Annotated in this window: 18 protein-coding genes; 13 read left to right on the plus strand and 5 right to left on the minus strand. The window is 66.4% G+C overall.

Features of this window, described 5'->3' with window-relative positions; all coding sequences use genetic code 11:
* Positions 1–47: 47 nt before the first annotated feature.
* The 6 genes from purE to ASE56_RS07375 all read left to right on the plus strand — a co-directional run bounded on the left by purE (position 48) and on the right by ASE56_RS07375 (position 7,046).
* Complete coding sequence (gene purE, locus ASE56_RS07350) at positions 48–515, plus strand: 5-(carboxyamino)imidazole ribonucleotide mutase (RefSeq protein ID WP_056228390.1); 468 nt, start codon at positions 48–50, stop codon at positions 513–515.
* Positions 512–1,975: an LCP family protein gene (locus ASE56_RS07355; RefSeq protein ID WP_056226784.1), complete on the plus strand. Its 1,464-nt coding sequence runs from the start codon at positions 512–514 to the stop codon at positions 1,973–1,975. Before purE ends, ASE56_RS07355 begins: the two co-directional genes overlap by 4 nt.
* On the plus strand, positions 1,972–3,075 hold the full coding sequence (locus tag ASE56_RS07360; RefSeq protein ID WP_056226786.1) for a glycosyl transferase: 1,104 nt from the start codon (positions 1,972–1,974) through the stop codon (positions 3,073–3,075). Before ASE56_RS07355 ends, ASE56_RS07360 begins: the two co-directional genes overlap by 4 nt.
* Positions 3,076–3,100: 25 nt before the next feature.
* Positions 3,101–4,036 (plus strand): glycosyltransferase family 2 protein, encoded by a 936-nt coding sequence (locus tag ASE56_RS07365; protein WP_056228394.1) that lies wholly within the window; start codon positions 3,101–3,103, stop codon positions 4,034–4,036.
* 62 nt (positions 4,037–4,098) lie between these two features.
* Positions 4,099–4,620 (plus strand): hypothetical protein, encoded by a 522-nt coding sequence (locus ASE56_RS07370; RefSeq protein ID WP_056226788.1) that lies wholly within the window; start codon positions 4,099–4,101, stop codon positions 4,618–4,620.
* Positions 4,617–7,046, plus strand: coding sequence for a hypothetical protein (locus ASE56_RS07375; protein ID WP_056226790.1), 2,430 nt, complete (start codon positions 4,617–4,619; stop codon positions 7,044–7,046). The genes ASE56_RS07370 and ASE56_RS07375 overlap by 4 nt, the downstream gene beginning before the upstream one ends.
* Before the next feature lie 55 nt (positions 7,047–7,101).
* Here ASE56_RS07375 and ASE56_RS07380 read toward each other — a convergent pair whose 3' ends face one another.
* Positions 7,102–8,538 (minus strand): bifunctional dTDP-4-dehydrorhamnose 3,5-epimerase family protein/NAD(P)-dependent oxidoreductase, encoded by a 1,437-nt coding sequence (locus tag ASE56_RS07380; protein ID WP_056226792.1) that lies wholly within the window; start codon positions 8,536–8,538, stop codon positions 7,102–7,104.
* A 5-nt stretch (positions 8,539–8,543) separates the two neighbouring features.
* Complete coding sequence (gene rfbB / locus ASE56_RS07385; RefSeq protein WP_056226794.1) at positions 8,544–9,539, minus strand: dTDP-glucose 4,6-dehydratase; 996 nt, start codon at positions 9,537–9,539, stop codon at positions 8,544–8,546.
* Positions 9,540–9,622: 83 nt separating this feature from the next.
* Here rfbB and rfbA point away from each other — a divergent pair, with 83 nt between their 5' ends.
* The 5 genes from rfbA (at position 9,623) to ASE56_RS07410 (ending at position 16,476) form a co-directional block, all read left to right on the plus strand.
* On the plus strand, positions 9,623–10,507 hold the full coding sequence (gene rfbA / locus ASE56_RS07390; RefSeq protein WP_056226795.1) for a glucose-1-phosphate thymidylyltransferase RfbA: 885 nt from the start codon (positions 9,623–9,625) through the stop codon (positions 10,505–10,507).
* A complete protein-coding gene (locus ASE56_RS07395) occupies positions 10,500–12,383 on the plus strand; it encodes a rhamnan synthesis F family protein (protein WP_056226797.1) in 1,884 nt (627 codons plus the stop codon). The genes rfbA and ASE56_RS07395 overlap by 8 nt, the downstream gene beginning before the upstream one ends.
* Entirely contained in the window at positions 12,266–14,290 is a 2,025-nt protein-coding gene (locus tag ASE56_RS07400) for a rhamnan synthesis F family protein (protein ID WP_156371629.1), read from the plus strand. Before ASE56_RS07395 ends, ASE56_RS07400 begins: the two co-directional genes overlap by 118 nt.
* Positions 14,291–14,434: 144 nt before the next feature.
* Positions 14,435–15,280 carry an ABC transporter permease gene (locus ASE56_RS07405; RefSeq protein ID WP_056226802.1) on the plus strand — a complete coding sequence of 282 codons (846 nt, stop codon included), beginning with the start codon at positions 14,435–14,437 and terminating at the stop codon, positions 15,278–15,280.
* Positions 15,280–16,476 (plus strand): ABC transporter ATP-binding protein, encoded by a 1,197-nt coding sequence (locus ASE56_RS07410; protein WP_056226804.1) that lies wholly within the window; start codon positions 15,280–15,282, stop codon positions 16,474–16,476. The genes ASE56_RS07405 and ASE56_RS07410 overlap by 1 nt, the downstream gene beginning before the upstream one ends.
* Here the strand turns inward: ASE56_RS07410 and ASE56_RS16900 are convergent.
* Positions 16,473–18,620 carry a glycosyltransferase gene (locus ASE56_RS16900; RefSeq protein ID WP_162234497.1) on the minus strand — a complete coding sequence of 716 codons (2,148 nt, stop codon included), beginning with the start codon at positions 18,618–18,620 and terminating at the stop codon, positions 16,473–16,475. The genes ASE56_RS07410 and ASE56_RS16900 overlap by 4 nt on opposite strands.
* 80 nt (positions 18,621–18,700) lie before the next feature.
* On the opposite strand from ASE56_RS16900, the gene ASE56_RS07420 reads away from it, so the two are divergent.
* Positions 18,701–19,429, plus strand: coding sequence for a glycosyltransferase family 2 protein (locus ASE56_RS07420; protein WP_056226808.1), 729 nt, complete (start codon positions 18,701–18,703; stop codon positions 19,427–19,429).
* On the plus strand, positions 19,426–19,830 hold the full coding sequence (locus ASE56_RS07425; protein WP_056226810.1) for a DUF2304 domain-containing protein: 405 nt from the start codon (positions 19,426–19,428) through the stop codon (positions 19,828–19,830). The genes ASE56_RS07420 and ASE56_RS07425 overlap by 4 nt, the downstream gene beginning before the upstream one ends.
* Before the next feature lie 40 nt (positions 19,831–19,870).
* Here the strand turns inward: ASE56_RS07425 and ASE56_RS07430 are convergent, their stop codons facing one another.
* Positions 19,871–20,962 carry a UDP-N-acetylglucosamine 2-epimerase gene (locus ASE56_RS07430; protein ID WP_056226811.1) on the minus strand — a complete coding sequence of 364 codons (1,092 nt, stop codon included), beginning with the start codon at positions 20,960–20,962 and terminating at the stop codon, positions 19,871–19,873.
* Positions 20,959–22,014 (minus strand): glycosyltransferase family 2 protein, encoded by a 1,056-nt coding sequence (locus ASE56_RS07435; protein WP_056226814.1) that lies wholly within the window; start codon positions 22,012–22,014, stop codon positions 20,959–20,961. The genes ASE56_RS07430 and ASE56_RS07435 overlap by 4 nt, the downstream gene beginning before the upstream one ends.
* Positions 22,015–22,131: the final 117 nt, after the last annotated feature.

Raw genomic sequence — 22,131 nt, forward strand, 5'->3', positions numbered from 1 at the left:
TGACCCGGCCGCTGCATTCTTCCGAGACGCCCGTGGTCGGCGTCGTCATGGGCTCCGACTCCGACTGGCGCGTGATGAACACCGCCAGCGAGGTGTTGACCGAGTTCGGCATCCCGCATGAGGTCGAGGTGGTCTCCGCCCACCGCACCCCCGACAAACTCGTCCGTTACGGGCGCGAGGCGCGTGGGCGCGGGCTGCGCGCCATCATCGCGGGGGCCGGGGGAGCCGCGCACCTGCCGGGCATGTTGGCATCCGTCACCGCCCTCCCCGTCATTGGCGTCCCCGTGCAGCTGGCGACGCTCGACGGCCTCGACTCGCTGCTCTCGATCGTCCAGATGCCCGCGGGCATCCCCGTGGCCACCGTCTCGATCAACGGGGCGAAGAACGCCGGCCTCCTCGCAGCGCGGATCCTCGGCAGCGCCGACACCGCGCTCGCCGAGCGCGTCGAGGACTACGCGCGCGATCTCGAGGCGCAGGTCGAAGAGAAGAACCGTCGGCTGAAGGACTCCCTATGACGCTCGCCGCCGCCCGGCCCCGCTCTCGGACGCACGTCGTCGAGCAGCGTCCGATGCGTCACCCCGACGCGAACTCGCGGGCGGTCATGACCCGTCGCGGGTGGTGGCTCGTCGCGCTCAACTTCCTCCTTCCCGGTTCCGCTCAGGTTCTGGCGGGCAACAGGCGGCTCGGCCGGTTCGGCCTCGGCGCCACCCTTGCGATGTGGACGATCCTGGTGCTCGCCGGTCTCGGAGCCCTGCTCATGCCCAGCGGACTGTTCGCCCTGGCGACCGGATCGTTCATCCCCGACTTCCTGTCGTGGTTCCGGCCGCTGCCGCTGACGCTGGTGCAGATCGCGCTCATCGCGTACGCCGTGCTCTGGATCGTGCTGACCATCGACACGCTGCGGTTGGTCCGACTAGTCAAGGTCGGGCCTCTGTCCCGCGTGGCCATCGCCGTCGTCTCGGTGGCGCTGCTCGTCGTGTCCGGCTCGGGCGCGGCGTGGGCGGCGCAGGCGGCGGGAACGACCCGCGACACCTTCTCGGAGCTGTTCGCGCAGTCCGCCCCCGTCGTCCCGCCGTCCGACGGCTACTACAACATCCTCCTTCTGGGCGCCGACTCCGGCGAGGGGCGCGACTCCATGCGCTTCGACAGCATCTCGGTCGTCTCGATCAACGCCGACACGGGCGCGACCACGATCACCGGCATTCCGCGCGACATGCCGCACTTCCCCTTCGCGCCGGGGCCGATGCAGGACAAGTACCCCGACGGGCACACCGGATACGCCAACGCGACGTGCGGCTGGGGCAGCGGTATCAACCAGCTCCGCACCGAGGTCGAGGTGTGCCAGGACGGCAACAAGCTCTACCCTGACGCGGTCTCGCGGGGATCCGAGCCCGGCATCGAGGCGACGAAGGACGCCGCCGAGGGGATCATGGGCATCCAGATCCCGTACTACGTGCTGATCGACATGAAAGGCTTCGCCGACCTCGTCGACGCGCTCGGCGGTGTCGACATCGACGTCAAGGAACGCCTGCCCAAGGGCGGCCCCGCCTACGACGGTCAGCCGGTCGACGACTGGGCCTTCGGCTGGATCGAGCCCGGGCAGCAGCACATGAACGGCGACACCGCCCAGTGGTACGCCCGCTCGCGGTACACGACGAGCGATTTCGACCGCATGCGCCGCCAGCGCGAGCTGCAGGAGGCGATCCTCGCGCAGACCACCCCGCAGAACGTGCTCGCGCACTTCCAGGACGTGGCCACCGCCGGAACCAACATCGTCGAGACCGACCTGCCGCAGGGGCTCATCGCCCCTACCCTCGTGAACCTCGCCCTCGAGGCGAAGGGCCAGCCGGTCGGAACGCTCGAGCTAACCCCGGCGGGTGGGGTCGACGAGTTCGATCCCGACTACGCCCAGGTGCAGCAGATGGTGCACGACAAACTGCACCCGCCGACCGAGACGGAGGCGCCCTCCTCGTGACCGTGACCCTGCGCGTCGTGCTGGACCAGCTCGTCGCCCCGACCTCCCTCGACCTCGCCGAAGCGTCCGCCTCGTTGACCGAGGCCCTCATCGCCACCGCCCCCCGCGGGTGCGATGTCGGCGCGATCGTCCCCTCGCCCGGAATACCCGACAGCGAGGCCATCGCCGGCCTGAGCTCCGAGACCCGTCTGTCGATGCGCCGCCGCGAGCTCGCGGCATCCTGGCAGCTCGGCGTCGCCCCCGGAATCGGCAAGGGACTCATCCATTCGCCGACCCCGCTCGCGCCACTCGTGCGCCACGACCGCGTCAACGAGACGCACCAGATCGTGGTGACCCTGTGGGATCTGCGCGCGTGGGAGACCCCCGAGGAACTGCCCAAGGCCGAGATCCTCGCCGGCCGCGCTCTGCTCTCGCGCGTGACCAAGCACGCGGACGCCGTGATCGTGCCCACGCACGCGATGGCCGAGCGCCTCGCCGAAGTGGCCAAGCCCAAGCTCGTCAAGAAGCTGCGCGTCATCGGTGGCGCTCCCGCCGCGGGACTGCGCGTGCCCTCCGACGCCGTCGGGCGCCTGCGCGCCCTCGACCTGCCGCAGACCTTCGTCGCGACAGCCGGGGGGAGCGCTGCCTCGGACGCCCTCGGGAGCGCGTTCGCCGCCGTCGTCGCCTCGGGGTGGGAGGGCGACGTCGTCGTCCTCGACATGCCCGAGGGCGACGAGCCCGCCGTGATCGACCTCGCCGCCGCCGCGGGGCTGGCCGAGGGGCGCGTGCACGCCCGTGGCCCGCTCGACCGCTGGGACCGGGCGGCCGTGCTCTCGCACGCGGCGGCGTTCGTGGCCTCGTCCGCGCGCGCGGACTGGCCGTGGCGCGCGGTCGACGCCCTCGCCGTGGGCATCCCCGTCGCGGCGGTCGACAGCCCCGTCCTCCACGAGGTCCTCGCCGACGCCGCCGCCTTCGCCCCGGCCGACGAACTGGGTGCCGCGCTCTCGCGAGCCCTCGGGGAGGACGCCGAGCGCTTGCGCGTGCTGGCCGGCGACCGCGCCAAGGGATTCGCCTGGGGAGCCTCGGCCGACCGGGTGTGGGCGCTGCACGCGGAGCTGTGAGGCGGGCGCCCCTATGCTCGACAGCATGACAGCGCGCGTCGGGATCGTCGTCCGTACCCGACGGCGCCCGGACTTCCTCCGCCGGGCGCTCAGCGACATCGGCGCTCAGACCTACGCCGACCACCGGGTCATCGTGGTGAACGACGGGGGAGACCCCGCCGAGGTCGAGGCGATCGTCGCGGAGGCCGCATTCGAGGTCTCCGTCCTCCACATCGTCGACGGTGAGGGAGGGCGCTGCGTCGCCGCGAATCGAGGCGTTCGCGAAGCCGGTACCGAGTACGTCGTGCTTCATGACGACGACGACCGCTGGCATCCCGAATTCCTCACCCGAACCGTCTCGTGGCTCGACGCGACGACCTCTGACGCGGCCGCCGCCGTGCCGACCGAGATCGTCTACGAAGAGAAGCGCGGCGGGGCGTGGGTCGAGGTCGGGCGCGCACCGTTCTGGGCGGGCATGCAACGCATCTCGCTGACCGAGATGCTCAGCGTCAACCGAGCCGTCCCCATCTCCGTGCTCTATCGACGTTCGATCCACGACGAGATCGGTTGGTACGACGAGTCGCTCGACGCGGTAGAGGACTGGGATCTCTACCTTCGGATCCTCCGGCACGGTGGGATCGGCTTCCTTCCGGGAGAAGCGCTCGCCTTCTGGACGCAGAGACCGGATGCCACGGGCCTCGACGCCAACAGCATGTTCGCCCTCACCGAGGTGCACGCCGTCGACGATGGGCGGGTGCGGGACCGGGCGCTCGCCGAATGGATCGGGCGCGAGGGCGACGGGCTGCCGCTGTATCTGGCGGCGTTGCAGGCGGAGCTCAAGGCGCACGTCGATGAGCGGCTTGCGGAAAGTGCGGCCCGGGTGCGCGCGGAGATCCGGAATGATCTTCGACACGAGCTCGATGCGCACCAGCCGTTGTGGTCGCGCGTGCGGAGGCTGCGTCGACGGATATCCCGTCGGTAACGACCTGGTGTTTCGCGGCGTGGGCGGCAGCGGGTCTCTCGTCGCGCCCGCATAATGTTGCCGTGAAGTACGCCACCGACGCCGCCGTTTCGTCCTCCCTTCGGCGCACGCGCGTCGCGCTGCCTGTCTTGCTCCTCGCCGGGTTGCTGTCGTTCTCCGGATGCGCCGGAGCCTCGGGTTCTGCCGCTCCGACCCCGACCGATTCTGAATCCACTGCTACGCCCACGACCTCGCCGGAAGCCACCGCGACGCCGTCGCCAACTCCGACCTCGGGCGGCTCCGAGGCAACGGACGCCCCCTTCAACGGGGAGATCCTCATCGTCACCTCAGAGGTCCGCGACGGTACTCTGCAGGTTTCCGCCATGGTTCCGGGAGTTTCCGAGTCGGGTGGGACGTGCTCCCTCACGCTCGTCGCTTCGGGGGCGAAGGTGGACTCCTCCGCGAACGAGGGTAAGGACGTGACGTACTGCGGTCTCATGTCGATCGCCGTCGGCCACGAAACCGATCCGGCTTTCCAGGTCGCATACTCGTCGCGCACGACCGCGGCCAAGTCGGCAGTGACGACGGTCGAGCCGACCTCGTGATCCGTCCCACCCGCCGGCGCCGTTTCGCGGCGACGGTCGCGGTGTGGGCCTGTGCGCTCGCGTTGCTCGTCGCCGCGCCTTTTGCACTGCCGGCCACGATCGCTCCGGTCGATTCCGCCGCCGCTGCCGATGCCGCGGATTGGAACCCCGGCAACATCATCGACGATTCCGTCTTCTACGACGGTAACGCGATGGGTTCCCCCGAGATCCAGGCCTTCATGGAGCGCCAAGTGCGCAACTGCCAGTCGGGCTACACCTGCGTCAAGGACTACCGTCAGAACACCGACAATCGACCTGTCGACAAATACTGCAATGGATACTCGGGCGCGCCCAATGAAAGCGCCTCGACCATCATCGACAAGGTCGCGCGCTCGTGCGGCATCAGCCAGAAAGCCCTTCTCGTCCTGCTTCAGAAGGAGCAGGGCCTGATCACGTCGACGGCGCCGTCATCGTGGAACTACTCAGCCGCCACCGGTCAGGGGTGCCCCGACACGGCTCCGTGCGACGCGGCGACCGCCGGGTTCTTCTACCAGGTCTATTACGCGGCCCGTCAGTTCGAGGTCTACCGCCTCAACCCCACATGGTGGGGTTATCAGTCCGGCCGGTGGAACAACATTCTCTACAACCCCAACGGCGGGTGCGGCACGCAGCGTGTGTTCATCGAGAACGCGGCGACCGCGGGCCTGTACATCTACACCCCGTACGTGCCGAACCAGGCCGCGCTGAACAATCTCTACGGCACGGGTGACGGATGCTCCGCTTACGGCAACCGCAACTTCTGGCGCACCTTCACCGACTGGTTCGGTTCCACACGAGCACAGGGCAACCCCTCGGGGCCGTTCGGGTCGGTCGACACCATTTACGCAGTTCCCGGGGGCTTCCGTGTCGAGGGCTGGACTGCCGATCCGGATACGGCGAACCCGATCCAGATCCAGATCCGCGTGGAAAGCGCTGTCACCACGGTCACCGCTGATGGATACCGCGCCGATGTTGCGGCGGCGTACCCGGCGTTGGGCGGAAACCACGCATTCTCCGCGTACGTCCCCGCCGTGCAGGAGGGGAACAACAGTGTCTGCGTGACCGGCGTCAACGTCGGTGCGGGGCGCGACCAGCAGCTCAAGTGCTCCGGCGTCAGCGCGATGGCCGGGTCGCCCTTTGGAAACCTCGAAGGGGTCGATCCTCGTGCCGGCGGAATCTCCGTCGGTGGATGGGCCATCGATCCGGACACGGCATCGCCCATCGCCGTACACGTCTACATCGACGGCGCGGGCACTGCCCTCACCGCCGACAGCCCGCGCAACGACGTGGGCTCCTCGTACCCCGCCTATGGGGCTAATCACGGCTTCGGAGGTGTCCTGCCCGCTGACCCTGGCTCGCACACGGTCTGCGCCTACGGCATCAACGTCGGCCTGGGTGCGAATGTCCAGCTGGGCTGTCGGACGGTCGTGGTGCAGGCCCCCGTCGACCAGGGGCGCGTTCCCTTCGGAGCCCTTGACGCAATCACGGTGAACGGCGCCGTCGTCACAGCGAGCGGATGGACCATCGACCCTGATACCGCACTGCCTATCCAGGTGCGGATGACTGCCAACGGAAAGTCTTCGAACGCTACAGCGAACCTTCCTCGCTCAGACGTGGGAGCGGCGTACCCGAGCTATGGGGCCAACCACGGCTTCGCATCGCAGCTCACGTTGATGGGAGGGTCGTATCAGGTCTGCGTTGTAGCGGTGAACAACGGCGCCGGGGGAGACACGACACTCGGATGCCGATCGGTCACCGTCGCGGTCCCTGATCTGTCTCGTGCTCCGATCGGCATCATCGACGACGTATCAGTATCCGGCAACTCCGTGAACGTCAGCGGGTGGGCACTCGATCTCGACACGGCCGCATCGATCCCCGTCCACATCTACGTGGGCAACGCAGGAGCTGCCTACACGGCTGACAAGTCCCGTCCCGACGTCGGAGCGGCCTACCCGCTCCAGGGTGGTCAGCATGGCTACTCGGAGAGAATCGCCGCACCGCCCGGACAATCGAACGTCTGCGTCTACGCGATCAACAACGGCGACGGCGGTAACACACTGATCGGCTGTCGATCGATCACTGTCGCCGACCATTCCCGCCCGCCCATCGGCAATCTCGAATCCGTCGGTGCCACTTCAGGCGCGGTCGTGGTGGGCGGATGGGCTCTTGATCCCGACACGACCGATCCGATCGCCGTGCACGTCTACGTCGATGGTGTCGGTCGAGCTATCCTCGCCAATGTTCCGCGGGGCGACATCGGCGCGGCGTTCGGGCTCGGTGATCGCCACGGCTTCTCGGCGACGGTTCCTGCGAGTCGCGGGTCCCACAACGTGTGTGTGTACCCGATCAACGACAACGGGGTGGGGCCGAACATCCTCCTGGGCTGTCGCAGCGTCACCGTTCCTTGACAGACGCGAAGGAGGGGCGACCAGGCATCTGGTCGCCCCTCCTTCGCGTCTGCGTTCAGACCGCTCGGGCCGCTGAGGTCCGGAGATAAAGGGCGAGGGCGTCGAGGCTGGACGGGGTCTCGACCCCGACGGCCTGCACGCGTTTCAAGTCCAGGACGCTGTTGCGGGGGCGCGGCGCAACCGGTCCTCGCGCGTGGGAAAAGTACTGTTCGGTCGACACTGCACCGACGCGGTCGGGGTCGTGTCCCGTGAGACGGAAGACTTCTCGAGCGATGTCGTACCACGAGAGTGCGTCGCCGGAACCGGTCACGTTGTATGTTCCGAAGGGTGCGCCGGTCCGGAGCAGGTGACGGATCGTCGACGCGATGTCGTCGGTGAAGGTGAGTCGACCGATCTGGTCGTCCACCACCTTCGGATCGACGCCTTTCTGCGCGAGCGAAGCCATGGTCCGGACGAAGTTCGAGCCGTATCCGATGACCCAACTGGTACGCAGAACGTAGTGCCGCGGGGTCGTCGACGCGATCGCGTCTCCGGCGGCCTTGGTCTGACCGTAGACGCTCAGCGGCGAGAACGCCGATGACTCGACGTAGGGATCCGGTGCGGAGCCGTCGAACACGTAGTCGCTCGAGATGTGAACGAGAGTAATCCCGTTCGCCGATGTGACGCGTGCGAGAGCCGCGACGGCGCCCACATTGGCGGCCCACGCCAGGGCGCGCCCTTCCTGCGTTTCTGCGGCATCCACGTTGGTGAACGCGGCGGCGTTGATGATGGTGTCGTAGTCGCGCCAGCGGCGCGCGCCATCCAGATCGGGGGACGTGAGGTCGAGCTCATCGCGCGTCGCGTACTCGATCCAGGGGTGCTCACCGAATTCCGCGCGGAGAGCGCGGCCGAGCTGGCCGTTCGCGCCGGTGATGAGGATCTTCTTAGGCGGCATGGGGACAACGTCGGCGAGACGGGGGTGCGCCTTGTCCTTCGCGCTGATCTCTACCTGTGACAGGGGGATGGGCCACTCGATCGCGGCTGTCTCATCGGCGAGGTTGAGGAACGTGTACGTCGCGTCGGGAGACCAGTGGTCGTTCACCAGGTAGGTGTAGGCCGTGTCGGCTTCGAGGGTCTGATAAGAGTTGCCGACTCCGCGGGGAACGAAGACCGCAGTCGACGGGTCGAGGTCGGTCGTGAAGACGGCGCCGAAGCTCTCTCCCTCACGAAGGTCGACCCAGGCGCCGAAAATACGTCCCGTAGCGACGGAGACGTACTTGTCCCACGGTTCCGCGTGAATCCCGCGGGTGGTGCCGACAGCGTCGTTGAACGAGATGTTGTTCTGGACCGGGCCGAAGTCCGGCAGATCGATGCCGGCAACGGTCATCTTCTCGCGTTGCCAGTTCTCCTTGAACCATCCGCGTGCATCTCCGTGCACCGGAAGGTCGAGGACGACGAGACCCGGGATGGGCGTCTCGCGCACGGACAGGGTCTTGCCGAAGGCGATCGACATCGCGGTTACTGACCCTTGCTCGCGTAAAAGGCCTCGACACCGTCTTTGGCGGGCGCCCACCAGGCCTCGTTGTCGCGATACCACTCGATGGTCGCGGCGAGTCCGGATTCGAAGTCGCCATAGGTGGGGGTCCAGCCGAGCTCGGTGCGCAGCTTGCTCGAGTCGATCGCGTAACGGAGGTCGTGGCCGGGCCGGTCGGTGACGAGGTCGTAGGCGTCCGCCGGCTGACCGGTGATCTGCAGAATCAGTTCGACGACGCTCTTGTTGTCCTTCTCGCCGTCGGCGCCGATGAGGTAAGTCTCGCCGATTTCGCCCTTGTCGAGGATGGAGAGGACGGCGGAGGAGTGGTCGTCGGCGTGAATCCAGTCGCGGACGTTCTCGCCGGTCCCGTAGAGCTTCGGGCGAATTCCCCGCAGCACATTGGTGATCTGCCGGGGGATGAACTTCTCCACGTGCTGATAGGGCCCGTAGTTGTTCGAGCAGTTGCTGATGGTGGCGCGGACACCGAACGAGCGCACCCACGCCCGCACGAGCAGGTCGGAACCCGCCTTGGTGGACGAGTACGGGGAGGAGGGGTTGTACGGCGTCTGCTCGGTGAAGCGCGCCGGGTCGTCGAGCTCCAGGTCGCCGTAGACCTCGTCGGTGGAGATGTGGTGGAAACGCACGTCGTGGCGACGCGCGGCCTCGAGCAAGGTGTACGTGCCGATGATGTTCGTGTCGAGGAACGGCCGCGGATCGTGCAGGGAGTTGTCATTGTGCGACTCCGCGGCGTAGTGCACGACGGCGTCGACGTCGGCGACGAGCGGGTCGACAACGGTCGCGTCGGCGATGTCTCCGACGACCAATCGGACGCGGTCAGCGGGCAGTCCGGCCAGGGAAGCGCGATTACCCGCGTAGGTGAGCTTGTCCAACACGGTCACCGTGTGGTCGGTGTGCGAGATGACGTGGTGCACGAAATTGGACCCGATGAAACCGGCCCCACCGGTGACGAGAAGACGCATGAAGTCAGGCTAGTCGGGATCGCCCGTTCGTTCCGCGGTGCATCGGTTTGGCCCAGTCCACGCACATCGGCGAGACTTGCCTCATGCGCGGCATCATTCTCGCGGGCGGAACCGGGTCGCGACTGCACCCCATCACGCTCGGCGTTTCCAAGCAGCTCGTCCCTGTCTACGACAAGCCGATGATCTATTACCCGCTGTCCACGCTGATCCTGGCGGGTATTCGCGACATCCTGGTCATCACGACCCCCGCAGACGCTGGGCAATTCGAACGTCTCCTCGGAGACGGCTCGGCCTTCGGCGTCTCCATCTCCTACAAGCAGCAGCCATCGCCCGATGGACTCGCGCAGGCGTTCGTCCTCGGGGCCGAGCACATCGGGAACGATTCAGTGGCCCTCGTGCTGGGAGACAACATCTTCTACGGCCAGGGAATGGGAACGCGGTTGAGAAGGTACAACGATCTCGACGGCGGTGTGGTCTTCGGCTACTGGGTCGATGATCCCTCCGCATACGGCGTCGTCGAATTCGACGCAACGGGTGCGGCGGTGTCGCTCGAGGAGAAACCGCAGCATCCCAAGAGCAACTACGCGGTGCCGGGACTCTACTTCTATGACAACACCGTGGTCGACATCGCCCGCGATCTGAAGCCTTCGCCGCGAGGAGAGCTCGAGATCACCGATGTCAACAGGGCGTACCTGATGGAGGGCAAGCTCAAAGTCGAGATTCTTCCCCGCGGGACAGCCTGGCTCGATACCGGGACGTTCGACTCGCTCAGCGAGGCGACCGAGTTCATCCGCACGGTCGAGAAGCGACAGGGTTTGTCGATCGGCTGCCCGGAGGAAGTCGCCTGGCGCATGGGGTTCCTCACCGATGACGAGCTGCGCGCTCGTGCCGAGAGTCTGGCCAAGAGCGGCTACGGCGACTACCTGATCAAGGCGATGGCGCAGGGGCAGGTGCGACCGGGTGAGTGACACCACCGTTCCCGTCCGATTCCCCCTCGGCGGGACGCGCGGCGCGATCTTCGTCGCCCAGGCGCGCGGCGGCCGCCTCACAGACGCCGCCCTCCTCTCTCTGTCGGCATTGCGAGATCACGTGGGCCATCTGATTCTCGCGGTCGGCGGCCTCGACGCTGACGGGCGTTCTCTCGCAGAGTCATACGTCGATCGCGTCGTCGACATCGGAACAGATGTCCACGGTCTGTGGGCCTACGCCAAGGCGTTGAAGGCCTGGGGTCCGGGGGAGCGCTCCTTCGACGAGATCATCCTCACAGGCGACGGGTGGTTCGGCCCGGTAAGCCCCCTGGGGCCCGTGATCGAGCGCATGGAGACCCGTTACCTCGACATGTGGTCGCTCACCGATCGCCGCGACACCCGGCATCGAGATCGTTCGGAGGGCCGCGACGGCGCGGTGCGCCTGAGCACTTATTGGCTGGCGGTCCGGCGTCGTGTCCGGGACTCGGCCGCATGGCACAAGTTCTGGTCGGACCTCCCCACGCGACCGGGGCACAGTTGGGAGGTGCGCAACACGGAGTCGCATCTGAGCGAGGTGCTGACCCGCGCGGGCTTCCGCATCGGCGCGGCTTTCGCCAGCGAAGACTACCCTGCTGAGCATCCCGATATGTTCAACGTCGATCTGCTCATCGAGGACGGCTGCCCCGCGGTCGCTCGAGAGGTGCTGGACGGATATCCGTTGTTCTACGACCAGCACGCGATCTCCGGGCGTCGCATCGCGGCCGCGATGGCTGCCCGGGGATACCCGGTGGGGCTGATGTGGTCCGATCTCGCCCGCACGTGTCAGCCCAAGCGCGTGCACACGAACGGCGCGATGCTCGAGATCCTCCCCACCGTCGAGCGTGCTCCGGGGCGCGAGCCGATGCGTATCCTCGCGATCGTCCACGTCATCGACACCCATGTCGTCCCCGACATCGCCGAGCGGCTCGCTCGAATCCCCGGGCTCGTGCGCGCGGTCTTCACGCTGTCGGAGCAATCCGCACGGTCCGCCGTCGAGAGCGCCTGGAACGCCACGTCCGCGGCCGGCTCGGTGCCGCTTGAGATCCGAGCGGCGACAAGCCGGCGTCTGGCCGACACGGCCGTCGTCTTCGATGAGTGCCGTGACGTGGTGTTCTCCGAAGAGATCGATCTCGTCGTCGCGCTTCATACAGGGATCGATAGTCGTCTCTCACAGAACGCGGCGCGCTACTTCCGGCGTCAGCAGTTGGACTGCATCCTCGGGACGAGCGTCGGCTATACGGCGAACGTCGTGGAGCTCTTCCGCCAAGAAGCTGAGCTGGGCCTCGTCTTCCCCCCGACGCCGCACATCGGGATGTCGACTCTCGGTGACGGCTGGATCGGCCAGCGCGATCGAGCCGAACGAGAACTCGAAGAACTCGGCATCAGCGTCCCTCTGGACTGGGCGAGCCCGCACGGACCAGTGGGTGGGATGTGGTGGGGCCGCCCCGACGCTGTGCGGCTGCTCGCCGACAAGCGGTGGGGAACCGACGCCGACACCAGCGCCGTGCTTTCTCGTCTCCATGCATACGCGGCCGGACAGCGCGGGTACTACACCCGGACGGCGGCCACGAGCGAGCACGCGGGCCTGAGTCACGGTTCGCTCGAGTACGTCGGCGATCACATGGCGATGACCTCCTATGGCTACCCGGCGGGCTACACCTCCCTCCTTCACCGGGCTGGGCCGGTGGGATCCGGACGTGGTCTGGACTTCGCACGCATGTGGCTTCGATACCGGCATCCGGATTGGTGGCGTGCCATCTCGCGTTTCGGCCGGATCGCACGGGTGGCGCGGCGCGTCGTTCGCCGAAGCGTCCGGCCCGACAAGAAGGAAAACTGATGTCCGGTTCCGACCGTTTCCCCGAGGCGGGGTCACGTGCCGTCGTCTACGTCATTTATGACCGCCGCGGTCGCATCGATGATTTCGTCCTTCACGCGCTGTCCCGTCTTCGCGAGCATGCCGATCGGATTGTCGCGGTCGTCAACGGAGAGCTGCTCGAAGACTCCCGCGCGCGACTCGAGGCGGTGGCGGACGACGTCTTGGAACGAGAGAACACCGGGATGGACATCTGGGGGCAGAAGGCCGGCCTCGACCTCCTCGGGGACGAGATCGCGCGCTATGACGAAGTGGTGCTGACGAACGATACCTGGTTCGGTCCGGTGCGTCCTTTCGCTCCCGTCTTCGCTTCCATGGACGCCGCCGAGATCGATTTCTGGGGTCTCACGGATCACCGCCGCGTCGAGCAGAACGCGTCTTGGACGGGCGAGGTCATCCCGTACCATCTTCAGTCCTTCTGGATCGCGGTCCGTCGACGGATGTTCACCTCTGACGTATGGCGCGAGTACTGGCGCTCGCTCCCCGTCCTCGACGACTGGACGGAAGCGGTGACGCTCCACGAAGTGACGTTCACCGAGCGCTTCGCCTCCGCGGGATTCACGCACGGGGTGGCCTTCGGCCACGAGCGCTACGACACGGAGAATCCGTCCATTTTCAACGCCGAGCAGATGCTTGACGACGGCTGCCCCGTCGTCAAGCGGAAGCCCTTCTTCTTCTGGCCCATCACGATGGACCACGAGGCCTCCATCGGCAAGTGGCTCATGGAGAAGGTCGAGTCCTACGGATACCCGCGTGACCTCATCCTCCCCAATCTGGCTCGGAACTCCCCTCCGCGTGACCTCACGACGGATCTGGGCATGCTCGACATCCTTCCGGACGTCACCGAATCCTACGATCCGGCGAATCCCCTCCGTGTGGCGCTCGTTGCCCATATCTTCTACGTCGACATGACCGATGAGATCCTCGACCGAGGGGACCTCCTGCCGTGCGATTACGACCTGATCGTCACGACCCCTGACGCCCAGCGTGCTCGCGAAATCGAGGACATTCTGCGGGCTCGGAAGCGACCCGGACGACGCACCGAGGTACGTGTGCTGCCCTCGAATGATGGGCGCGACCAGAGTGCGTTTCTCATCGCATGTCGCGACGTGATCCTCGGGGACACGTACGACGTCATCGTGAAAGTGCACACGAAGCGGACGCCGCAGCAGGGTTACGCCGTCGGACAGCATTTCAAGGGCCAGCAGCTCGACAACCTCCTTCCGAATGCCGGCTACGCGTCCAATCTCCTCGGACTGTTCCAACGCGAGGAGGGGCTGGGGCTCGCCTACCCGCCGATGATCCACATCGGACACGGGACCCTGGGCCACGCCTGGTGGGGCAATCGCCCACGCTTCGAGCGGGTAGCGGCGCAGCTCGGGATCGCCGTACCGATCGACAACGTCTCGCCGCTCGCTCCCTTCGGGTCGATGTATGCAGCGCGCCCCAAGGCGCTCCGGCTACTCGCCGAACATCAATGGCGCTACGAGGAATTCGGTGGGAAGGACGCGTACAAGGACGGTGGTCTGGCCCACGTGCTCGAACGGCTTCCCTCCTATGCGGCGGCTGAGCTGGGTTTCCATACCCGGACGGTCCTGACTGCCGAGTACGCCGCTCTGAGCCACACGTCCCTCGAGTTCAAGGTCGACGAGATGGCGGCAACGCTTCCAGGCTCCCTTCGGGACAAGACGCTCTTCCTGCACCGGGCCGGGTGGATCGGCACGGGGCGCGCCTCGGACTTCTTCTGGATGTACCTGCGCTACAACAAGCCTGGTGAGGTCGCCCGGTGGGAGAGGGTGCGCGATGTCCTCGCACGGCCGCGCCGGATTGTCGACGTGGTCCGTCGCCGGTTCGGATCGCGGCGCAGCTGAGACTCCTGTGAGCCGCGTGAGAGAGTACGCAGGCGGCGCCCGGTAAGATCGAGCTCTCCCGAAAGACGATGGTCAGGCTTGGAAAAAACAGAACGATTCGCGGCCCTGAAAGAGCTTCCGTTCTCAACGGTCGACTCGAAAGGAATGAGCTTCCCCGGCCGTGGGGGGAAGCTCCGCGAGCTGTACTCCCGGCGCGATCTCCTCTTTCTGCTCGTCCGTCGCGACCTTCAGGCCCGGTACCGAGACAGTTTCCTCGGATTCCTCTGGACGGTCATCCGTCCGCTGATCCAGTTCTTGATGTACTTCATCGTGCTCGGGCAGTTCTTGAGAGCTGCAGAGGGCATCCCGAACTTCGCGATATACCTTTTCGCCGGGCTGACTCTGTACCAGTTCTTCAATGACACCGTGGCCGGTGCCACCGGCTCGATCCTGATGAACGGGGGGCTGGTCAAAAAGATCTACCTCCCTCGAGAGATCTTCCCGTTCGCAAGCGTCGGCGGCGCGGGGTTCATGTTCCTCGTGCAATTGGCAGTCCTCGTCATCGCCGCCCTGATCTTCAGAGCGCTACCCGAGCCCATCCAGGTTCTGTGGTTCTTCCCCGCCCTCGGTTTGGTACTCCTCTATGGGACCGCGATCGGTCTGCTGCTCAGCGCGGTGAACGTTTACCTCCGTGATATCCAGTACCTCACCGACGTCGTGCTCATGCTGGCGATGTGGGCTTCGCCGATCGTCTACTCGTGGCGCATGGTGAGCGACGTCATAGATCGCTTCTCGCTGCCGTCGTGGGTTCTCGAGATATACCTGGCCAACCCGTTGACCCTCGCAATCCTCGGCTTCCACAAGGCCTTCTGGGGCGCGGGCACTCCACAGGACTATCCCCCAGGACTGGAGCTCCGAATGCTTGCGGCGGGTGTCGTGGGACTCGTTTTCCTGTTCATCTCGCATCGGGTGTTCACCCGTCTGCAGGGCAACTTCGCTCAGGAGCTGTAATGAGCATCACCCAGGCCCCCGTCGTCGTGCGCATCGATAACGTACGTAAGCGTTTCCGTGTCCGCCGGGACAACAACCTCAAGGACCGCATCGTCCATCTTGGTCGGCAAGGCAAAACCCACCGTGAAGATTTCATCGCGGTGAAGGACGTATCGCTCGACATCGAGGCGGGGACCACGGTCGCGTTGATGGGAGCGAACGGTTCGGGGAAGAGCACCCTGCTCAAGCTCATCGGCGGAATCGTGGCCCCCACTTCGGGGTCCGTCAAGACCCGCGGGCGCATGGCGGCGCTGTTGGAATTGGGGGCGGGATTCCACCCGGACCTGAGCGGACGCGAGAACATCTATCTGAACGCGTCGATTCTGGGTCTGACCCGCCCGGAGATTGATGCCCGATTCGACGAGATCGTCGAGTTCAGCGGTATCGCGGATTTCATCGACACCGCGGTGAAGTTCTACTCATCCGGAATGTATGTACGTCTCGCCTTCTCGGTGGCGATCCACACCAACCCCGACATCCTGCTCGTGGACGAGGTGTTAGCCGTCGGCGATGAGGCCTTCCAGCGAAAGTGCATGGACCGCATCGCCCAGTTCCGCGCGAATGGTTGCACGATCATCCTCGTGAGTCATTCCGCGCAGCAAGTCGCCGAGCTGTGCGATCGCGGAATAGTCCTCCGCAAGGGCGAGGTCGTTCATGACGGCGATGTCGATGAAGCGATCGGCGTCCTCCGCGACGTCCTCGAGGGTCGCGATGACGCCAGCGCCGCCGAGGCCGCGGAACGGGCCCCCATCCGCGTCGCTGGCGTCGAGATCCTCGACGACCGCGGCGAGAAGCGCCGGGTCTTTCGATCCGCGGAGACGATCGGCGTTCGACTCGCCCTCGAGTCCGATCACGCAATCTCGAACTGGGCCGCGGGGTTCAGCGTCAACACTCCTCTGGGTCACATGGTCTTCGCGTCGAACACCGACCTGCTGGGGACTGCGCTTCCGACAATAAACGGCGGAATGACGGTTGGATTCCGGATCGACGCCCTCCATCTCGGCGCCGGCACGTATCATGTGCACGCGAACGCGGTCGCGTCCGAAGAAGGGGGAGTCCACGGCATCTCGCACGGGGCGACTTTCACCATCGAGACGCCTGAGCAGACCCTTGGAACAACCACGGCCGACGTCTCGGTCTCGGTCCACGAGCTTTAGGAACGTAGAGCCAGCGCAGTTCTGAGCAATGTGTCCGCGCGGGCGTCGAAGGAATGCTCACGGCGCACGGACGCAGAGATTGCCTGCAGACGATCACCGGCGGGTAATACCGTGTCCAGGTCGTTTTCGAGGATTCGTAGCATCTCAGGTACCGAGCGATAGGTGGCGACGGCTCCCTGGAACAGCTCGTCGATCCCCGCGACGTCGTCGCTGACGGCGCGACCGCCCGCGGCGACCACGTCGAAGAGGCGATTGGATACGAAACCGTGGCGCTGCATTGCGGGCCAGTGATCATTCAGTACGGCCCGCGCGCCTTCGTAGAGGCGGGGGAGGTCCGCGTTCGGCGCTCCCGTCGCTTTGATGGCGGAGGAGGGGATGTAACCCCGCCAGTCGGGCCCATATACGTCGACAGGGAGCCCAGCGCGCACGGGCTCGACCACCGACGGTCGTGCGATACCCCGGGCAGTGCCGACGAAGACGAACCGGTCTGTGCGGGCGACCCCGTGAGGCTGGAACCGTCGCGCGTCCGTGCACTGCAGGAGCGGCGTGATCGATCGGCCCCAGGCGGCTGACCTCTCGTCCGCCCACCCCTGCGAGGCCGCGAACACCGCACCGAACCCGTCCAGATCGGACGAGTCGATCTCGTCCGGGTGGCTGATGATCCACAACAACGACACCGCGTCGACCTGAGGCTCGAGAGGTTCCGGACCCCGCAACGCCAGTACCACGTCATCGAGGCTCGTCGTGGACCGGTGGCGTGCGGCATATGCGTCGATGACTACTTCCTGCCCCAGTCGTCTCAGTGCATTCGCCAAGCCCCGCGCGAAATGGGTGTCTCCCCAGGCTTCTCCCGGGGGGCCCGGAGGTGCCGCAATCTTCAGGGCCCAACGCAGCGACGGGACGCGTCGACCGTCCGCAAGCGAAACGGGGGTCGGCCGACGGACGAACGACGGCCCTGACGGTCCCCAGCCGGCGACCTGCCATCCTCGCCGTGCGACGAGGGAGTGAACGTCCGTATCGGAGGCTCCGGAAGCATCCCGGTCCACGTCTTCGTCCGAGGCGGGGGCGCGAACGACGAGTTCCGTGAGAGTCCGGTGTGCCGTCGACCCGACTCCCACGCGGCGGGCGAAGGTCGAGCCTGCGATGCGCCAAGGGTGTATCTCTGGGCCGAGAGCGACGGCGTCCTCGCTGGGGGCGCCCGACAGAAGATGAAACGCACGCCCACCGTGTACACCCCGTCCGGCGGAGGCCACCGCGCCGTCCCAGCCGAGCCATAGCGGAGCGACAGGGCCTTGCGCGGCCGATTCTGCGAGCCGGATGAGCGACTGGGCGGGGATCTCGCTGTGTGGTCCACGCACGACGAGGGTCGTGCCGTCGACCGCAGCGTCTTCGACACGTTCGAGGAGAAGTTCATCGTCGAGCATGAGGAACGTCTGCGCCCGAGCGGCACAGAGCAGCGCCGCCGCTGACGCCGATTCCGTGCTTCCTGACGCGACGGCCAGGACGAGGGCAGCAGATAGGCCGTCGGCGGCGCGGACGGCTTCGTCGAGGGGACGCGCGGGCAGCCCCTCGTCTCGAGCCAAGCGGCACACGACGACGTCGCCGGTGAGCGGGGGGAGTTCGCGTTGAACTCGTCCCGCGGCCGCTTCTCGTGCCTGCCGGTGGGCGGAACTCCAGTCAACGAGTGCCCCGTCGGAGTCACGCCCCAACTGGATCGTCCCCGAGGAGCGCGCGGCCCGCCAACTGTGCCCGAGCTCTCGGCCTTGGGCTTGTCGAGACCCGGGCACTCGTCGGCTGTAGCCGACGGCATCCCAGGCGACGGACAACTCGATGTCCTCTGCATCGCTGATCAGATAGGCGTACAGGGCGGGGACGCGGCCCGCATCGGGAAGCTGCGACGAGACGAGACGCTCCATGAACAGCGGGTTGAGGGCGAAGTCCGTGCGGTAGCCCACGCGTGTGTAGTGCCGGATCGCCGCACGGCTCGATCGCGGCCCGCCCTGGGCGCGCACGTAATCGAGGTCCACCACGTCGGCTGCAGCAATGGTCCGTGCCCACCACAATCGGTCGATCTCGCGCAAGGCGGGGGCGAGCAGGGGCAGGGAACGGGCGTGCCGCCAGACGGCCCGGGCTCGTCTCAGCATCCCCCGAGTATACGAAGAGGCGGCTGAGGGAGACGCGCTCCCCGGAGCTCCCGGCATCCGCCCCCTAGACTGGAGGCGTTATGACCGAACTGGGTGATCGCGTCGCCGTACTGGTGCCGGCGTGGAATGAAGTCCGAAACGTCGGGCACACAGTGGAAGAGATCCGGTCGGCCGATCCCCTGTACGACGTCATCGTCATCGATGATGGATCCGTCGACGGAACGGCTTCCGCAGCCCAGGAGGCGGGTGCCGAAGTACTCGTCCTCCCGTTCAACCTCGGTGTCGGCGGTGCGATGCGCACCGGCTTCACATTCGCCGACCGACGCGGCTACCGCCGTGCTATCCAAGTGGACGCGGATGGTCAGCACAACCCGGAGCACATCCGGCTGGTCCTCGATGGCTTGGAGCGCGCCGATATCTCGATCGGCGCGCGCTTTGCAGACGTGGGCGACTATTCGGTCCGCGGCCCGCGCAAGTGGGCGATGGTCTTTCTTGCCTTCGTCGTCTCCCGTGTCGCCGGAGTGCGCCTGACCGACGTGACCAGTGGGTTCCGTGCCGCGAACCAGCGGGCGATCCGGCAATACGTCCGCTACTACCCGGCGGAGTACCTCGGCGACACGCTCGACTCTCTCGTCGAGGCGGTGCACTCGGGTCTCACCGTGACCCAGGTCCCGGTCGCAATGCGACCGCGCATGCACGGAAAACCGAGTCAAAACGTCATCGGATCTACCGTCTACCTGGTGCGATCCGTGTTCGCCATCTCGCTCGCGCTCATGCGCGGCGCGCTACGACGGAGACCGCGCGCATGATCGTCCCCGTGGGAATCGCTTTCGCCCTCATCATCCTCGCTCTGATCGTGACGATGCTCATGCGGCGCCACCTTCGCGAGAAGTACGCGGTCATGTGGTTGCTCATCGGCGCGGCCATGCTCGTGTTGGCGCTATTCCCCGATCTCCTCGGGGCGCTCGCGGGACTGCTGGGCGTGATCGTCCCGTCGAACCTGCTTTTCGCCCTCGCCGTCGCCCTTCTGATCGGCGTGACACTGCATCTGTCCTGGGAGCTTTCGCGGGCTGAGGAAGAAATCCGACGGGTGGCCGAAGAGGTGGCGATCCTCCGGGCAGAGGTCGAGCGGCTTCAGGCGTCGATAGATGAAGCCTCGGCCTCCCCTTCGGGAGAAGCCGAGGATCGCGACGGACCACCTGTGTCCTGAGATCCGTTCAGCGAGGTGACATCGCTGACAATCGGAATCCTCAGGCGGGAGAGCCGTACCCGCGCGCGAGGAGGTCTTCGACGATGATGTCGGAGGGTGACGCCGTGGCCTCGTCGTTCCCGGCACGGTGGGTGTCGGCTTCTTGCAGGAAGCGGCGCACGATGTCCTGATCCCAGCGGGAGAGCAGAGCGCTGGTTCCCAAGCCCTCGTTCCGCTCGGTCGCCATCCGGTGGATGAGCGTCGGGATGCCGAACACCGCTGTCTCCTCCTGCACACCGCCCGAGTCGGTCACGACGAGATGCGCGTTCTGGAGGCGCTCGACGAAGGCGGCGTGTTCAAGCTTCGGAGCTGTGCTGAGGCGGTCCAGCCCCATTTGCTCGATGACGCTCTCGATAGCGTCGCGTGAATAAGAGTCGACGACGACCTGTAGGGCGACCGGGCTGTGGTCGTTGAGCGTTTGAAGCGTGTCCCTTACGAGCGCCACGTTGGAGATGAACTCGAAACGATGGAGGAGCACGAGGCCGTACGGCTCCTCAGCGTCATGGCCGCGAGGCTCTGTCGGGCGCTTTGCTGCGCTGTCCCGGACGGCGTCCTTGACCGTGTTGCCATGGGTCACGATGACGTTGCGTCGGGCGGACAGATTCGACGCCGTTTCGTCGGTCGGTGCATAGTGAACCTCGGCCAGTCGGCCGACGATCCGGCGGTCCAGCTCCTCGGGGAAAGGGTGCCTCCAATCGCCCGAGCGCAATCCCGCCTCGACGTGAGCGACGGGTAGTCCGGCAAGCCGTCCGATGAAGGTGCCGAGCACCGTCGTCATGGTGTCTCCGTGGACAAGGACGATGCTCGGACGAGGCGCTCGGCGCAACGACCCGAGGTTCTTGAGCGTCCACAGGCCGACCGTCGTCATCCAGCCGACCATCTGGATCGGCTTCTTCAGGGGTTTCCCTCTCCAGCCGTCCGCGATCACGCGATCGGGAGCCCGCAGGCCGAGCTGCGGCATCGCCGTGCGAAGCGCCTCAGTGTGCTGGAAGGTCACCCACTGCTGGTACTCGATGCCGCGGGCGTCGAGTCGACGCATCACAGGCGCCAGCTTGATTGCCTCGGCGGTGGTTCCGTAGATGAAGACGATCATGGGGTCGGTTCTTTCGACGAAGGCGAGAAGGCGGAGCGATGTACCACGATGCCGCGGACGATCCCCGCCCAGAAGGGACCGGCGAAGGGGACGATGTAGGTGAGGTAAGCCAGTACTGCGCGTCGCGGCGCCCGCTGGGCCGCGGCGACGATCGCGGGCGCCGCAGCGGCGAGACCGCCCGCGGCCACGACTGCCAGTGCGCAGGGTGCTTTCCGTTTCATGACGAGCGCGACGAGAAGTGCGAAGACGGCCGGTGGGGCGGCGGCCAAACCGACGAGGATCGCCGATCGAGCAGGTGTCGTCCCCGCGTAGGAATCGACGAAGAGCGTCCCACGATCTCTGGCGTGTCGCAGGAATCCCGTCACGGTCGTCCGTGGTCGATAGACCGCCGTGAAGCGCGGATCGATTTGGATGCCGTGATTCTCGGCGACCCACCGCAAGATCTTGGTGTCATCGGACACCAGCGGTGAGGCGACGGTGGGAGCAGCCTGGCGGAACGCCTCGGAGAGCACATCGCGAGGAGCGAGCAGGAGGGTCGTCCCCTTGGGCGCGGTGTCGAAGTTCTCGGAGGTCAAGGTCATCGCCCGCGGACGGCGAAGGTAGTCCCCCCAGAACAGTCGCGTCGGAACGTCCCAGAATCGACCGACCAGGGGTGCGTCGGGATCGGTTTCGATGTGGGCGTTCCAAACGCGTACGCCCTGCTGTGCCTCAGCCCAGATGCGTACAAGGCTGTTGGCATCGATCAGGACGCGTGAGTCCAGGAGCATGACGATCGAGGCGGAGGAGGCCTCGAGGCCGACGCGCCGGGCCGCGAATCGGCCGGTGTTCGGCTGGGAGAGAACCCGCACGGGGGCGACGGTGTCGTCGTGCCAGCCGCGCAGAACCTCGACCGTGTCGTCCGTGGAGCCGTCGTCGACGACGATCACCTCGGCGCTGATGGCTGCACGATCGATCGCCGTCCGTAGGGTGTCGAGAGTGCTCGGCAGCCACGGGGCGGAATTGTACGAGGGGATCACCACGCTCAGCTCCGGCGAGTTGAGGTCAGAGCTCATCAGCTGCCGTCACCCCCGAGGGTCACGGCACGCTCAGGTCCAGAGCACCGTGCCGGATAACATGAAGCGGGGCAGGGAGACACATACCCAGACTAGCCGTGCCGCCGGCGCCGCCCC

Source organism: Microbacterium sp. Leaf203 (genome assembly GCF_001421275.1).
GTDB classification, from domain to species: Bacteria; Actinomycetota; Actinomycetes; order Actinomycetales; family Microbacteriaceae; genus Microbacterium; species Microbacterium testaceum_A.